The organism is Bacillus sp. JJ1533, from assembly GCF_036965045.1.
In the GTDB taxonomy this organism is placed as follows: Bacteria; Bacillota; Bacilli; order Bacillales; family Bacillaceae_L; genus Ferdinandcohnia.
Genome location: NZ_JBALOV010000025.1, coordinates 260,555 through 276,305 on the forward strand (window position 1 = coordinate 260,555; position 15,751 = coordinate 276,305).

Genomic DNA, 15,751 nt, shown 5'->3' on the forward strand with positions numbered 1-15,751 from the left:
TTACTAGGCTTTGTTGGAGGTGTTTCTGCTCAGACGGTTACTTATCATCCGTCATTAGCTCATAAAGATGGCGCGATGGCCTATGAGCACATGAAGTATCTGGCATATGAAATCGGTCCTAGGGTTGCGGGCTCTGTTAATGAACGTAAAGCTGCAGCATACATTAAGAGTCAATTCGAACGGATGGGTTTCAACACAGAGGTTCAAGAATTTAGCTACACTAGAGGTAGTACTACTACTACGTCTTCTAATGTCATCGCGTATAAGCCAGGAAAATCTAGTAAACAAGTCATTGTTGGTGCTCACTATGATTCAGTTTCGGCTGGTCGTGGAGTAGATGATAATGCCTCAGGTGTTGGTGTTATGCTTGAGGTTGCTGAAGTATTGAAAAAAGTGAATACACCATACTCCATCGTCTTCATTGCATTCGGTGCTGAGGAAACTGGCTTACGCGGCTCTAATTTCTATGCAGGGCAAATGAGTAAAACCGAAATTGAAAATACAGTTGGTATGATTAATCTTGATAGCCTTGCAGTCGGGGACCAAATGTACGTATACGGTAGTCCGGGAGAAGATGGATTCATTCGTGATCAAGCTCTATAAATTGTTGAGAAAAAGAAATTAAATGTCGAAACAAACCCTGGACTAAATCCTGCTTACCCTGCTGGAACAACCGGGGATTGGAGTGATCATGCACCTTTCAAAAGAATTGGCATTCCAATTGGATATCTTGAATCAACAAACTGGGAAATTGGCGCAAAGGACGGATACACTCAAACGGTAAAACACGGTGGAGTATGGCATACGCAAAAAGACACCATTGAATTTATTGAACAAGAATTCCCAGGTAGAATTCAAGAACACTTATCAACGTTTAGCACTCTTTTAACAGATCTATTGAAATTTATGAACAAAACTAGTACTGCAAAATAAAATGGGCTAACGAGGAGCAAGGGACATATTCTCGTCCACAAATATTTATATTCGGACAAGGAACCTGTCCCCCTGTCTCAAAAAGGGCGTGGGGATATTATACCCACGCCCAGTCTGTTTTTATTTTCCTATTGCTATATTCTCCTCAATCACTTTTTTAGTTCTGTAACGTTTTTCAATAAGCGCACCGATAATTAATACAACGAGTGTGACTGGTAGTCCCATCAGGATGGGATCAAGCGCCCAGACGAAAACGACACCGCCTTCTCCTGTTGAAGCAGAACTGTTTCCTAAGACAATACCATAAACGGTAGTTGCTGCACCTAATATCATTGCTAAGATGGATGAATAACGAGCTGTTCGTGCTGTTTTCCAAAAGACGATGGCAAGTAATACCGGGGCCAGTGATGCAGCCATAATTCGCCCACCCGTTAATAGCAACTCTAAAATATAAGGAATTGATCTACCTATAAGGGTTCCAATAATCGCAACGACTACAACTGACCATCTCGTAACATTTAATATTTGGCGTTCACTTGCATTTTTGTTAATCAATCGTTTATATATATCCAATGAAACGTTGGAAGCAGTTGTTAAAATTGTTGAACTTAATGTTGAAATACATGATGCAACTATAATGATTGCAAAGAGAATGCTTCCAATACTACCGAATAAAGTGGTCATTTGTAAGAATGCATCAGATGGTAAGATATCCGGAAAAATAACAAGTGCCAGAATACCTGTTATGAATGGAACCATATACCATATAATTGCAGTAACCCCACCATAGAAAAATGATTTCTTTGCAACTTCATCACTTTCAGCTGACAATCCACGTTGTAACATTGTTTGATATCCTGCGGATGTCAACGCGCCTGAAATAATCCATGCAACCGTTTGGGACATACCAGCATTTAGAGGGTCGATATGTGTTTCCGGTATAAGATTAACAAATACATCCCAACCTCCGATATACGCAATTCCCAACGGAATCATGAGTGTAGTTCCAATTAGGATCATCGCTGCTTGGATAGTATCAGTAATCATAACAGCCCACATACCACCTAATACTGTAAAAGCAAGGGTAACACCTAATGTAATGAGTAACGCTACATCAAGCGGAATATCAAATACAGCTTTAAAAACAACGGCCATTCCAATGGCCGATCCAGCTGTTACTCCAAGGTCACGACATACTACTAGAATCACGGCGACTACCCTATGTGGCCATCCAAAAAATTTCTCAAATAACTCTGGAACTGTTGTAATATTCGCCCTTCTTAGTCTAGGAATAAACCAATACCCAGACCACATCAGGATGACTAAAAATCCTAAGCTAGCAAAATATCCTGATATTCCTAGTGAATAGCCTGAGCCTCCATACCCTAATAGAGTGGCAGAGTTTATCAGCGTTGCTACAATCCCACCAACAACTAACCACATCGGTACAGCTCTTCCTGCTAAAATAAAATCACTAGAATCTTTCTTTTTCATTCGTTTAGCTGCTATTGGTCCAATGGCAAGCATGGCCCCGAAATAAAGGACAAATAAAATAATCGCTAATCCCATCTATTCCTACCCCCTTCTATTTACGACAAAATCACTGACCACAAAACGACATATAATACGGCTACAATCGTAAGAATGACAAATAATCCGACTACCTTTAACGGTGGTGCTACAATTTCATCCATTTCAGACTCTCCTGGTTGCAGCTGGTTATCCAACTTATTCATGCTCATCTCTCCTTTCTTTTTGCTAAACTTACAAACTATTTTTTAAAAGTTCTCGTTGCTCATTGGTTTTCACTTCATCAACTTTCATATCTGAAAGAACAACTCCATACAGGCTTACAGCTTCATCTGCTGTTATATTTCCTTTGACCACATCATCTAATACTAGCTCTGGTTCACGTTCAAATGGGGTAAAATAGCCACCTCCACCCGCTGTTTCTATGATGACTGTACTATCCTTAGGTACCTCCATCGTAACCTTAGAAGATAAAGCTACCCTCTCTCCCTGAGGAGTAATTAATGTACAAGCAGATGTTTTCCCTTCGTTTCCTCCAAACAACCCCCATGGCCCTATCTTTTGACGGTCCGTCATTAAGGTAATGGTCGCTCCATCTTCAAGAAAATGCATCTCCCTTGTTAACCCCATTCCGCCACGAAACTTTCCAGCACCACAGCTACCATCTACAAGTGCATACTTTTTTACTAATATAGGAAAGGTTTGCTCAATAACCTCCACCGGTGTATTCAATGTGTTGGTCATGTTGGTGTGAACACCATCCATACCATCTAAGCCGTTAACAGCACCTTGGCCGCCTCCATAGGTTTCAACATAAGAGAAGTATTCATTAGTGTGAGCATTGAAACCACCAATTGCAATTCCACTCATCGTACCCGAACATGCTGCCATAGAACGTTCTGGTAATACCTTAGCCATCGCTCCTAGAATTGCATCTGTAATTCGCTGCGACGTATTGGCGTTTGCATTCGACACTGCTGCAGGGAAATTTGGATTTACAATCGTACCTTTCGGTGCAATGATTTTAATAGAACGATATGTCCCTGCATTCGGTGGAACTTCAGGATCTAGGATTGACTTGATGGCATAATATACACAGGCACTCGTTACCCCATGAGTTGAATTAACAGGACCATTCGCTTGTTTAGAGGAGCCTGTAAAATCAACCGTAATCTCATCATCGTGAATAATAACCTTTGCCCTTACCTTGATATAATCCTCAGTAATACCGTCTCCCTCTAAATAGTCCTCAAATTCATAGACTCCGTTTGGTACCTCTTTTATCGCTACTCGCAAGCGGCGATCGGAATATTCGATGATTTCCTTCATACAAGCCTCGGTATGCTCGAAGCTATACTTTTCAAACATTTCCTTTAATCGTGTTTCTGCTACATTATTAGCCGCAAGCTGAGCATAAATATCCCCGATTACTTCTTTACCTGTTCGCACATTACTTGCCAACAAACGGATGACTTCATTGTCTAGTACCCCTGCTTTTCTCACCCGAATCGCAGGTAATCGTAACCCTTCTTGGAAGATTTCAGTTGCCTTAACCGACATGCTTCCAGGCGTTTGCCCACCCACATCCACATGATGGGCAATATTCGCAGCAAGTGCCGCTAGCTTACCCTTGTAAAACACAGGACTGATCATAAAAATATCAGGTAGGTGGGAGCCACTAATATATGGATCATTGATTAAAATTGCATCTCCGTCCTGAAGCTCATCCGCTCGGTAAATCTTAAGTACCTCCTCAACCACCGAAGGCATTAATCCAAGATGGAGTGGAACATGCTCTGCTTGGGCAACGAGATTGCCATCTCGTGTATAAATGGCCGTTGAACAATCCATTCGGTCCTTAATATTTGTAGATAATGACGTTCGAATCAACGTTACGCCCATTTCTTCCGCTATCGTATGAAAGGCGTTTTTCATAACTTCTAATGTGATCGCATCAATACGCGTTTCGCTCATAAACCTGATCCTCCTCCTTGTTAACGTTTACAATCTTAGAAATAATAAAGTTCCCATCCGGGTCAACCTTCGCTTGGTAGTGTGGCGGAATGACAATCGTTGAATCAAGTTGCTCGATAATGGCTGGTCCCTGCAATTTATGCTGAATACCTATATCGGATCGACGATAAATTGGAGTTTGTTCATATCTGCTATTAAAATAGGTCATTCTTGTTTCAACTTCTTTTAATTCTTCATTTATTGCTGCTTCTAGTCCCTCAATCTTTAACTCTTTAATTTGTCCGATTCCAATTACACGTAAGTTTATGATCTCAATTTCCTCATCACGTCTACTAAAACCATATATTTTTTCATGTGCTTGATGAAACTCTTCAATCGCTTCCAATAAGACACTTGATGTAACCTTTAGTGAGCTTACCGGAACATTGATTTCATAGGCCTGCTTTTTATAACGAATATCGATGCTTCCTTGTATATCCGTTGTATCCTGAGAAAATCCTTCAGTCAGCAACTCCTTATACGCTTCTTCACTTAATTCCTCGTAAATTCGATTAAGTTTATCTAAATGCAGTTCAGAAGAACGACTCGATAAGGTACGAACATAATCATGCCTAACATCTGCCATCAGCATTCCCATCGCACATGTAATCCCAGGATTAGGTGGAATAATAACATCACTACAGCCAAGCTGCTCTGCAATATCAACTGCATGAACTGGGCCTGCTCCACCGAACGCTACTAGTGCAAAATCCCTTGTGTCATGACCCTTCTCTATAGAAATCACGCGAATACCTCTCACCATATTTGCATTGACAATTCTTAAAATTCCTTCCGCAGCTTCCTCAACAGTTAGATTCAATGGATCTGCAATTTTTTCTTTAACTACTCTTCGTGCTGCTTCAACATCCATCTTCATTCTTCCACCTAAAATGGAATTGGGATTCAATCGGCCTAAAATTACATTTGCATCGCTTACTGTAGGCTCCGTACCACCTAGTCCATAGCATACGGGCCCTGGATTCGCACCTGCACTATGAGGTCCAACGCGAAGAGCACCACCAGCGTCAATCCAAGCAATACTTCCTCCACCTGAGCCAATCGTATGCATTTCAATCATTGGAAGCTTAATAGGGTGTCCCCCAATATTACTCATTGTGGTAAATTGAGGTTGACCATTTTCAATGAGAGCTGTATCTAAGCTTGTTCCTCCCATATCAATAGTAATTAGGTTTTTATATTCCGTGTTTTTCGCAATAATGGAGCCGGCTATTGTTCCTCCTGCTGGTCCAGATAAAACTGTTTTAGCTGGCGTTTCCATAGCAGCCTCCGCACTTATGATTCCACCATTTGATTGCATAATATATAGATTGCTCGAAATCTTTAAGTCCTTAAGATGTTCTTTTAAATGATTTAAGTAGTACTTCATTTTTGGCAATACGTATGCATTTGCTACGACTGTACTTGTACGTTCATACTCCTTAAACTCTGGCAAAACTTCACTTGATAGGGTTAAGGATACATGTGGCAACTCTTTTTCAATGATTTCCTTTATGACCTTTTCATGAGTCGAATTGACATAGGAATTAATGAAACAAATCGCCAAGGATTCAATTTGATTCTCTTTTAAAACTTCGATTATATCGTAAACATCTTCCTTTTTTATTTCTTTTAAAATGTCTCCTTGAAATGAAATTCTTTCATCAAGCTCTAACCGTAAATTCCGTGGTACCAACGAATTTGTTTTTCGCGCTCTGAAGTCATACAGCTTGGGTCTTGTTTGCCTACCGATTTGTAACACATCTTTAAATCCCTTTGTTGTCAAAAGTGCTGTATTGGCTCCTTTTTGTTCAAGCATTGTATTTGTTGCAACTGTTGAACCATGGATGAAAAATCCCACTTCCTCAAAGCCTAGATTGTTTTCTAGAATAATTTGTTTTGTTCCTTCAATAACCGCCAAGGATGGATTGTGCGGGGTTGAAGGCACTTTTGTTACAAAGATTTTTCCAGATTGCTCATGTACAAGAGCAACATCCGTAAAGGTCCCTCCTGTATCTACACCAATTCGATAACTCATTTCTTCATCTCCTCCTCTGTTATTAAGCCCAATGAGCCTTCTCCCATAAAAGCAATTTCGTTCCAAGGCCTTGTTGTAATGCATTTTGATACACCTGATGCCCCCAAGCAACGTCATAGACAGGCATACCACCCGTTACAAATAATATAATTTCATCATTATGATTTCTCGCTTGTTTCTTGCCTGATACAACATCACCTAAATTTATAATTTCCTTACTATTCTTTTGCTGTTGTTCTACCAACTGTAAGAGATGCCCAGTCGGTGCCCAATCTTTAATACTATCAAATCCGAGTGGATGTTCCTTTGCTTCTTTTAGCCAGGCTTCATGCATGTTCCAATTATCAGCAACAATTTTATTTTCTATATACACCTCATCATCAAAGTCCGCAGGTCCTGTTAGAGTGACGAGACATCCTGGCTTTAGCCATTCCTTTTCAATTCGTGCTTTATTGTGGCCACTTGTTGCAACGCTGATAATATCTGAATCTATAACTGCATCTTTCAAAGTATGTACAGGTACAACATTCACCTGCAATTCCTCACTCATTTGTTGGCTGAATTCCTGTGCCTTTTCGAAGAATAAATCATAGACCTTGATTTCCTTAAGCGAATGCTGTGTTTCTACAATCGCCTTCAAACATGCCTTACTGATAACCCCAGCACCTAGAATACCTACAGTTTCTGCATTTGGCTTTGCTAAATATTTTGCCGCAACACCCGGTACGGCTCCAGTTCTCATTGCACTAATCAGATTTCCTGACATATGGGCAAGTGGCTGTCCCGTATCAGGATCATTTAAGGTTACCATTAGGATGGAACGAGGTAAGCCCTTCACTCGATTCTCTACATTTGACCCATACCATTTATCACCACAAACATTAAATTCTCCACCAAGATAGGCTATCATTGACATAAATCGACGATCCGGACCGGCTACAGGCATATTTGGTCCTCTTTTTTCTCTTGGAAACCAAAGCATCATACCGTGCTCATTTTCTTGCGGTCCCCCCATTAAATAATCACCTTTTGCTAACAGTCCAAATACTTTTTCAATCGTTGATACACATTGCTTCATGTCCAATACCCCAGCCTCAATTACCTCTGGCTCAGACAGATATAAAAATTCAAGTTTGTCGCTCATCCCTACAAGCCTCCCAATTTGTGTATATAGTAGATTATTCAACTATTACTCTTGCAAATATTGTGCCAACTAAAAAAGCGTTGATATCATGAAATGAGGATTCTCATATTGAGAAACTTCTCAAATTGAGAATTAAATTTCTCAATATGAGAATTTTTTAACTATTCAATCATTACTTATCTTATAATAGAGAATAATCACTTTTATTAAGGAGGAGTTTATGGATATCTCAAAAATTAAGCATGTCGCACAAGATATTGCAGAAGCCATTTTTGCAGCTTTCCAAATGGATGTAGAAATTGTAAATTCAAACGCTGTCAGAATAGCGGCTACGGGCTCTGCCTTTTCCAAAATAGGAATGAGAATGCAGTACGGTACGGCTAGTAAAAGGGTGATGGAAAACGAACAACATGTTTTTATTGATAATACGCAACTGAATAGAGTGTGTTTAAGCTGCCCAGGCTTGGGTAAATGTTCATATCTAGGAGGAATCATCATTCCGATTCATTACAATAATCGAATTATTGGCACCATCAATATGGTTGCGTACAATTATGATCGGCTAAAGATGATTAAACAAAACTTAGATGGAATTGCAGACTTTTTATATAAAATGTCTGACTTGTTAACAACGAAAATATCAGAGCTAGAATTAATAGAGAAAGAAACGAAAATGAATAGTGCTTTACGCACATTAATTAATACGATTTCAAATGGGGTGATCTCAATTGATCCAAGTGGAAACATTACGCAAATGAATGAAAAAGCAAAAGAGATGCTTTTTTTATCTAATAATGGGACAGACATCCAATCGATTTATGACCTTTTTGAGGATTTTCCTACCTATGAAATAAAAAATGGACAAGAATTACAAAACTATGAATTGACGTATAAGAGGCTCCATACTTACCACCGATACTTAGCCAATATCAAACAAATTATCGTTAACCAAAAGCACGAGGGTGCTGTCATTTCATTACAAAATTACCGAGATGTCCAAATGATGGCCTACGAAATGATGAATAGCAACAAGGATATTACTTTTAATGACATTATTGGGGAATCTACGCAGATCAAAGAGATAAAGTCATTGATTACACATGTAGCGGCTGGAAATTCTACCGTACTTATAACAGGTGAAAGTGGCACTGGAAAGGAAATGTTCGCAAGGGCTATTCACCAAGCTAGTTCAAGATCAACTAAGCCATTTATCTCGATAAACTGTGGGGCCATTCCGGAAACACTTATTGAAAGTGAATTATTTGGTTATGAAAAGGGGGCTTTTACAGGAGCTGATACAAAAGGAAGAGTTGGGAAATTTGAATTAGCAGACCAAGGGACATTATTCTTAGATGAAGTTGGAACAATGCCACTCTATTTACAGATCAAACTTTTACGCGTTCTTCAAACAAGGGAGATCGATAAAATAGGAGGAAAAGAAGCAATTCCAGTGGATGTACGGATTGTAGCAGCAACAAATAGTAATCTTGAAAAAATGATTGAGGAAGGTGAATTTAGAGAGGATTTATACTATCGATTAAATGTTATTCCAATTACACTTCCACCACTTCGAGAAAGAAAAGAGGATATTATCCACCTGTCCCATTTTTTTATTAAACGATATTCAGACATGTTAAACAGAAACATCACGTACATATCTCACGAAGCAGAACAAACTTTACTTTCCCATAAATGGCCTGGAAATATCCGTGAACTTGAAAATGCAATTGAATTCGCCATTAATGTTTCAGGACATGAAGACTCCATCCTAGAAAAACATCATCTTCCACCTTCGATTAAAAACACAAATAGCATTGATGATAATCAAAATACTACTAAGCAAGGCTTACAAAAAACACACGAGTCGATTTCCATCGACGAATATGAAAAAAAGCAAATTCTTCATCTATTATCAACAGTTGGCTCATCTACTACATCGAAAAAAGCAATTGCGAAACAGCTTGGGATTAGTTTAGCTACATTATATCGAAAAATTAAATATTATGGAATTTCAGGATAACTTTAGGGTCGTAGGGACACAATTCCATCAACCACCATATTTGATAGAAACTACTATATAATGTATTCGAGGTGAACGAATGGAGATTAAAAATCGGATTGCCAATATGTTAACTAAACATTATGGAATACAGGCAACGTTAATCGAACAGCGTCCAGGTGGCTGGTCTGCCCTCGCATTTTTCGTAGAAAATCTAAGCGAAAAGTACTTTTTGAAAGTGTATGATAAAAGAAAACTGTCCGTTGCTTCTTGGATTAATGCGATTGATAGATATAATCCCTTAGTAAAATGGCTTCATGGTCATACTGACCTAAAAAATAATCTAATCAACCCAATCTTAACAAAGTCAAAAAGCTTTAGTTGTGAAGATGAACAGTTCGTGTAAGTACTGTCAGACTTCATTGAAGGTTCGACAATTGGCGATAAGCAACTGGATCCAAATCAGGTTAGTGAACTGGCTAAGATTCTTGGAGTACTTCACAAGACCACTTCAAAAATTCCTAATGATTTAATAAAGATACAAACGAGGGAAGATTTCAATATTGATTTCAGTGAATACCTATCTTCTTTTATTTATAATGAATTGGACAATAAAGATGATGCCCTTTTCGAAATTGTAAAGCCTCATACAGATACTTTGTTAGAAAAGATTGAGAGGATGAGGTATTTATCAAATACGTTGAAAAATAAGCCTCACCAGTTTGTTTTGTCCCATGCAGATGCTCATAATTGGAATCTTATGCAAGGGAGTAACCTTATCTTAATAGATTGGGAATGTGTAAAGCTTGCTCCTGCAGAGCAGGACCTGATTTTAACCATAACAGAACCATATGCTGGAGATTTCTTATCTGAATATAGAAAATATATGAAGTATGACTCACCTGATTTGGATGTCTTTGAATTTTATTCCTTAAAGAGAAAACTTGAGGATATTTGGGAATGGATTAAGGACCTGCGTTATGAAGGTCTTGTAAAATCAGAAGAAGTAACTTTGAAATTCCTAAAGTTGAGCCTTGATGGTTTACAGACTGATCGTATTCGGGAAAAAATACAAAATATCTTTAAGAAATAAAAGAGGGCAAACTTCATTACACATAAAATAAAAAGGTCGCGGTCATTAACGCACTCATTACAGGAAAATGTTTATTGAAAAACAGCGGAGATATGACTCCCCGCTGTTTTTTGGCATTCCTCTTGGTATTCTACCTAACTACTATTAATCTAATAGAGGTAGTTTCACATATACTTGATAGTGTTCCCCAGACTCAATATCTTTCAGGATTCCCTCTTCTATTTGCAGTCCATTTACATGCACTTCTACCTCTTTAACGTTCTCATCCCGCTGCATGTCAATGTGCAACTCTGCTCCTCTAAAAGTACGTGTAACATAGGCTTCTCGCCAGCTTGATGGGAGCTGAGGGTCAATCCGAAGTCCTTCTTTCGTTCCTTGTAATCCAAACAAGCCATCAATGAGAGATCGATATACCCAAGATACGGTTCCCGTATTGAATAAATGGCTAGAGCGGCCAGCGGTACGTGGAAATTGTCTGTATGCTCCACGATAGTAGTTCGGAATAAACACTGGTAATTGGCCACGTTGTAGCACATCATCCAAATCTGGGCCTGGAATCATTTTTCGAAGTAGACGGTAGGCATTCTCCGTCTCACCTGCTTGGTATAGAGCATAGATATAGAAGATGGCGGCATGATTATAGACTGAACCATTTTCTGCTGAACCTGGATGTTTTTGAGTGACGCGACCCACATCCTCACGCATAGCTGTATAGGCTGGTCCGAGCATTTCAACTCCGTATGGAGTCTCTAGCTGGTCAATAACAGCTTGCAGTAACTTTTGTTTTTTCTGCTCATCAGCGGCTCCACTTAAAAGTGCCCATCCTTGAGAGTTTAAAAAGATCCTACCTTCTTTATCTTTGCTAACTCCAAATATCACATTGTCATCGGTGATACCACGCGCATACCACTCTCCGTCCCAAAGATACTTATTAATCACTTCATTGGTGTTTTCGGCTTCTAAACGATATTCCTTAGCTTGCTCACTATGACCACTTTTTTCACATATGTCAGCCCAAATAGTAAAGGCATATGCCGAAGCAGTTGTAAGCCAACCGGAAACACCTATCCCTTTATAACCGACCATATTCATAGGGTCACACCAGTCGCCTTGATTAATATAGTTAAGACCACGGTCATCACGGTCACGGATGAGCCATTGCATCGCTAGATTCATATGTTCAAAGACAGTTGCTGTTTTGTTTCCGCCTTCAAAAGGGACGACTTCTTCTAGAATGCGATAATCATTCGTCTCATCTAAATAGGCACTTAAGCAGATTGGTAACCAAACACAGTGATCTGTATGTGGGACCTGGTTAATATATTTTAATTCCGCATCCGGATGCAAAATGATTCCATCTGGCATAGCACCGCTTTCCTTCTGCTGACTTAATGCTAGCAGAAACGCATCTCTTGTCGTCTGCGGCTTAATATAACTCATCCCCATATTATCCTGAAGATAATTACGAGTTTGCGGATCTGTTGAAAGGCGATTTGTGATCCCATGATAATACATTTGACGCGGCAGCCAGTGATTCACGAAATTATCTAAATGAGCATCTGGCGTCTTGATTTGAAGACTTCCTTTTCCTTCTGCAATGTACTTTGCATATTCCTTCTCAGCGATTGCAAAGCCATCTAAACCGTCTTCTGACTTTGTCTCAAAGTATTTGTGTCGTGTATTTAAAATTTCCTCATCTGTTCTTGCGGCTCCAAATAGGAAACGATACTCTCTTTCTTCCTGGGCATGTAAGTCCAGCTTGTATTGAAGCACAGCAACTGGCATTTCATAACGTGAATCCCCTTTTGAAAGTTCTTCTTGTCGGATCGCTGTTGGGAAGGTGATACCGCCTTCTCCTTCAAATGCTTCCTGATTTACTTCCCAGGCAAAAGGCTGTTGATCAGCGACTAAAAATGTTTTATCACTAAAGTTTTTTATTTTATCGTAATCTTGGTATTTTTGATAAGGTGTGATCGAGGAACAAACAATCCCTTGTAAAGCTTCGTTATATTCCCCAGATTGATTCATCCATGACATATAACCAACTGTAAAATAAGGATAAATGCTTATTTTTCTCTCTTTATTGGAAAGATTTGTGACCTTCACTCGCCAAAGCTCCATTGCTTCGTCCTTTGGCAAACTTAAGGTCATCTCAATCAAAATATCATTTTTTTGTACCTTCCAAACAATCTTATCTTTCCCAACTAAAAATGAATAGGTATCAGGAAGGACACGCATAGGCTCATAGGGTGCAGAAAAAACGTCACCATTTTCTTCATCCTTGATAAAAACAAAACGTCCAGGATGATGAGCATAGTAAGGTTGTTCTGGTTGCATAAATGTCTTTGCTTCCAAATTGGGTGCATGTGAATATTTTGCAGGTTCTGGCTGCATAAATTGCGAAACCGCATAGCCACGACAATTCATATGAATCATCATCTTGTCATTCCATAAAAATCCAGAAGCCTTTGGCATACTAGTAGGACTTGTTAATTCATAGAATTCATTGTTATCTGTTGCTCTGATCATGTCATACCCTCTCTTCTGTTGTAAGTAAATGCATTTTTTTAGACTCGCTTATTTCTTTTGCATTTTCATAAGTCCGTAAACTGCCCCTAATAAATTTGCATTTTGACGAAGCTCGCAAGCTGCAATTTTAGGTTTAATTTTTGCTAGATCTATAGCCGATACAATAGCATCTAGTTTTTTATCGATATTTACAATCAAATCATCGCGAGCACTGATTCCGCCGCCGATCAAGATGATTTCGGGGTCATAGATAAACTGCAGATTGTAAATGCCGACTGCGAGCAAATGGTAGAATTCATCAACCGCTTTAATACAATCCTCATCTCCAGATTCAGCCATTGAAAAAATCTCTTCTCCAGATAGTTCTTCAGGATTTAACTGCTTTGCTTTTGCGACCTTGCGCACAAGTGCTTTTGTCGATGCGGTTCTTGCCCAGACATCATTGCTATCAGAAAAGTTCGTAGTAAGTAGCATATAGCCAAATTCTCCCCCATGGAGGTTCGCGCCTTTATGGAGGAGACCATCTTTAAAAATGGATCCGCCAATGCCGGTTCCGATGACCATGACCATGACATCTTTCTTTCCTTTCGCTGCACCTTTCCAGACCTCAGCATATCCTGCACAGTTAGCATCATTTTCGTGAAATACAGGAAGCTTTGTACGTTCTGTTACTAATTCTTTTATATTGGGACCATGGATATAAGGGAGCGCGCTCGAGCCATAAACCACACCTTCATTCGAAACGGCCCCGCAACTGCTAATCGCAATTCCTGTTGCATCTGGAAATGACAAACAATATGTTTCGATTAGATCCATTAAGCCGTCGAGAGTTTTAGGTGTTTTCTGCTTCGTTGAGTGAAGGATTTCCGCATTCTCATCCACAATTCCACATTTAACAAAGGTTCCACCAATATCAAAGGCAATGTATTTTTTCATGTTGTTTCCCTCGTTCTTTGATAGGACTAGACCCTTGGAATCTCGTAGATTTCAAGGGTCTGCCAGTGCTACTAAAGCTTATTTATAGAATTCGTCATTCTCCACTTCGAATTCTTTTGTTTCAATTATTTGCTTGTACCAGTATGCAGACTTCTTAAGGGCACGATTTCGGTTGTTTTCTAAATTAATTTCGACAAGGCCATAACGGTTTTTGAAAGCATTCATTGGAGATACATTGTCAGTGAAGGCCCAAAGCATGTATCCAGTACAATTTGAACCTTGTTCAATTGCCTTTAAAAGCCATTTTAGATGCTCACTAATAAATTCGATTCGATAATCATCTTGAATGATTTGCTCTTCATTCTTGAATCTTCCTTCGTTTTCTACACCCATACCATTTTCGGCAATAAACCATTCGATGTTTCCATACTCTTCCTTCATTCTCATCGCCATGTCAAACATGATTTGCGGGTAAATTTCCCAGCCACGGTAAGGATTCATTTTCTTACCTGCAAGCTCGTGTTTTTCATAATAATATTCTGGGTGGAATGGTGTTTCCTCGTTCCACGCAGATGTGCGGGCTTTCACACGATGCGGGAAATAGAGATTAATGCCGACATAATCAACTGTATTTTTCTTGATGAGCTGAAGCTCTTCAGCTGTATGTTCAAACGTAATATCGTGTTTTTCCATTAATTCAAATAATTCCTGTGGATACTCTCCCTTAATCGCAGGGTCTAAGAATACACGGTTGAAGAATAGGTCATAGATTCTTGCTGCTTTTTGGTCATGCTCTGATGATGAGCGTGCATAGGTAACCTCAGGGTTTAGGATGGTTCCAACTTTAGCACCTGTTTTTTCTTTTAAGCCCAATTCTTTGAATCGTTTAACGACCTTTGCAGTAGCAAGACCTTTGTTATAGTTCCACTGCATCCATTTTTTTGTGTTTTGCTCAAATGGCCAACGGATGGCATCTAAGTACACGCGGGTTTGGACAACAACTGGCTCATTGAAAACAAACCAATGCTTCACACGGTCTCCATAGCGTTCAAACACTTTTTCAGCATATTTTACAAATAACTCAACAACGTGTTTTGAGCCCCATCCACCGTATTTTTCAAATAAGTAGGCTGGTTGCTCATAGTGCTCAAGGCAAATCATTGGCTCAACACCATTTGCGATCAGCTCGTCAATCACGTTTCCAATATAAGTTGCATATTCCTCATCAACAATTACATTTTCATAATCTGTTAGAAAACGAGACCAGTTGATGGATGTACGATAATGGGTGAGTCCGATTTCCTTCATATAACCGACATCTTCTTTATATCGATTGTAAAAATCAGTTGCTACGGCAGGACCATAGCCGTTATGCCATACATTTTTATTGTTTTTATACCATAGGTCTAAGTAAGAATCCTGGAATTCTTTCTTCCCGGTCCAGCCTTCTGTTTGCCATGCTGAAGATGCTGCACCAATGATAAAATCAGCTGGTAGCTTCATAGTTTGTTTTTCCACGTCTCATCTCTCCCCATTGTA

General features: G+C 39.3%; 11 protein-coding genes and 1 pseudogene. 4 read left to right on the plus strand and 8 right to left on the minus strand.

Annotated elements, in window-relative coordinates:
- Positions 1–183 precede the first annotated feature (183 nt).
- Positions 184–933, plus strand: a pseudogene (locus V7138_RS13165) (M20/M25/M40 family metallo-hydrolase).
- A 120-nt stretch (positions 934–1,053) separates the two neighbouring features.
- On the opposite strand, the gene V7138_RS13170 reads toward V7138_RS13165, so the two are convergent.
- Genes V7138_RS13170 through V7138_RS13190 form a run of 5 tightly spaced genes read right to left on the minus strand, consistent with a single transcriptional unit; the run spans position 1,054 to position 7,655 of the window.
- Entirely contained in the window at positions 1,054–2,502 is a 1,449-nt protein-coding gene (locus tag V7138_RS13170; protein WP_335398028.1) for a sodium:solute symporter family protein, read from the minus strand.
- Positions 2,503–2,522: 20 nt separating this feature from the next.
- Positions 2,523–2,669, minus strand: coding sequence for a hypothetical protein (locus tag V7138_RS13175; protein WP_335398030.1), 147 nt, complete (start codon positions 2,667–2,669; stop codon positions 2,523–2,525).
- Between the two features lie 28 nt (positions 2,670–2,697).
- Positions 2,698–4,437, minus strand: a complete 1,740-nt coding sequence (locus V7138_RS13180) for a hydantoinase B/oxoprolinase family protein (RefSeq protein WP_335398032.1) — start codon at positions 4,435–4,437, stop codon at positions 2,698–2,700.
- Positions 4,418–6,511, minus strand: a complete 2,094-nt coding sequence (locus tag V7138_RS13185; protein ID WP_335398034.1) for a hydantoinase/oxoprolinase family protein — start codon at positions 6,509–6,511, stop codon at positions 4,418–4,420. The genes V7138_RS13180 and V7138_RS13185 overlap by 20 nt, the downstream gene beginning before the upstream one ends.
- A gap of 22 nt (positions 6,512–6,533) precedes the next feature.
- Positions 6,534–7,655 carry a tyramine oxidase subunit B gene (locus V7138_RS13190; RefSeq protein ID WP_335398036.1) on the minus strand — a complete coding sequence of 374 codons (1,122 nt, stop codon included), beginning with the start codon at positions 7,653–7,655 and terminating at the stop codon, positions 6,534–6,536.
- A 220-nt stretch (positions 7,656–7,875) separates the two neighbouring features.
- Between V7138_RS13190 and V7138_RS13195 the strand changes: the two genes are divergently transcribed.
- From V7138_RS13195 to V7138_RS13205, 3 genes are all read left to right on the plus strand, one after another.
- Positions 7,876–9,675: a sigma 54-interacting transcriptional regulator gene (locus tag V7138_RS13195; protein WP_335398038.1), complete on the plus strand. Its 1,800-nt coding sequence runs from the start codon at positions 7,876–7,878 to the stop codon at positions 9,673–9,675.
- 79 nt (positions 9,676–9,754) lie between these two features.
- Complete coding sequence (locus tag V7138_RS13200; protein ID WP_335398040.1) at positions 9,755–10,060, plus strand: hypothetical protein; 306 nt, start codon at positions 9,755–9,757, stop codon at positions 10,058–10,060.
- A gap of 15 nt (positions 10,061–10,075) precedes the next feature.
- Positions 10,076–10,747, plus strand: a complete 672-nt coding sequence (locus V7138_RS13205) for a phosphotransferase (protein WP_335398081.1) — start codon at positions 10,076–10,078, stop codon at positions 10,745–10,747.
- Between the two features lie 144 nt (positions 10,748–10,891).
- On the opposite strand, the gene V7138_RS13210 is transcribed toward V7138_RS13205, so the two are convergent.
- The 3 genes from V7138_RS13210 to V7138_RS13220 form a co-directional block, all read right to left on the minus strand.
- Entirely contained in the window at positions 10,892–13,276 is a 2,385-nt protein-coding gene (locus V7138_RS13210; protein ID WP_335398041.1) for a GH36-type glycosyl hydrolase domain-containing protein, read from the minus strand.
- A gap of 48 nt (positions 13,277–13,324) precedes the next feature.
- Complete coding sequence (locus tag V7138_RS13215) at positions 13,325–14,212, minus strand: ROK family protein (RefSeq protein WP_335398043.1); 888 nt, start codon at positions 14,210–14,212, stop codon at positions 13,325–13,327.
- 78 nt (positions 14,213–14,290) lie between these two features.
- A complete protein-coding gene (locus V7138_RS13220) occupies positions 14,291–15,730 on the minus strand; it encodes a glycoside hydrolase family 1 protein (protein WP_335398045.1) in 1,440 nt (479 codons plus the stop codon).
- Between the last annotated feature and the right edge of the window lie 21 nt (positions 15,731–15,751).

Excerpts from the sequence above, each read along its gene's own strand:
- V7138_RS13170 (WP_335398028.1), bottom strand. The coding sequence starts at position 2,502 with ATGGGATTAGCGATTATTTTATTTGTCCTTTATTTCGGGGCCATGCTT.
- V7138_RS13175 (WP_335398030.1), bottom strand. The coding sequence starts at position 2,669 with ATGAATAAGTTGGATAACCAGCTGCAACCAGGAGAGTCTGAAATGGAT.
- V7138_RS13180 (WP_335398032.1), bottom strand. The coding sequence starts at position 4,437 with ATGAGCGAAACGCGTATTGATGCGATCACATTAGAAGTTATGAAAAAC.
- V7138_RS13185 (WP_335398034.1), bottom strand. The coding sequence starts at position 6,511 with ATGAGTTATCGAATTGGTGTAGATACAGGAGGGACCTTTACGGATGTT.
- V7138_RS13190 (WP_335398036.1), bottom strand. The coding sequence starts at position 7,655 with ATGAGCGACAAACTTGAATTTTTATATCTGTCTGAGCCAGAGGTAATT.
- V7138_RS13195 (WP_335398038.1), top strand. The coding sequence starts at position 7,876 with ATGGATATCTCAAAAATTAAGCATGTCGCACAAGATATTGCAGAAGCC.
- V7138_RS13200 (WP_335398040.1), top strand. The coding sequence starts at position 9,755 with ATGGAGATTAAAAATCGGATTGCCAATATGTTAACTAAACATTATGGA.
- V7138_RS13210 (WP_335398041.1), bottom strand. The coding sequence starts at position 13,276 with ATGATCAGAGCAACAGATAACAATGAATTCTATGAATTAACAAGTCCT.
- V7138_RS13215 (WP_335398043.1), bottom strand. The coding sequence starts at position 14,212 with ATGAAAAAATACATTGCCTTTGATATTGGTGGAACCTTTGTTAAATGT.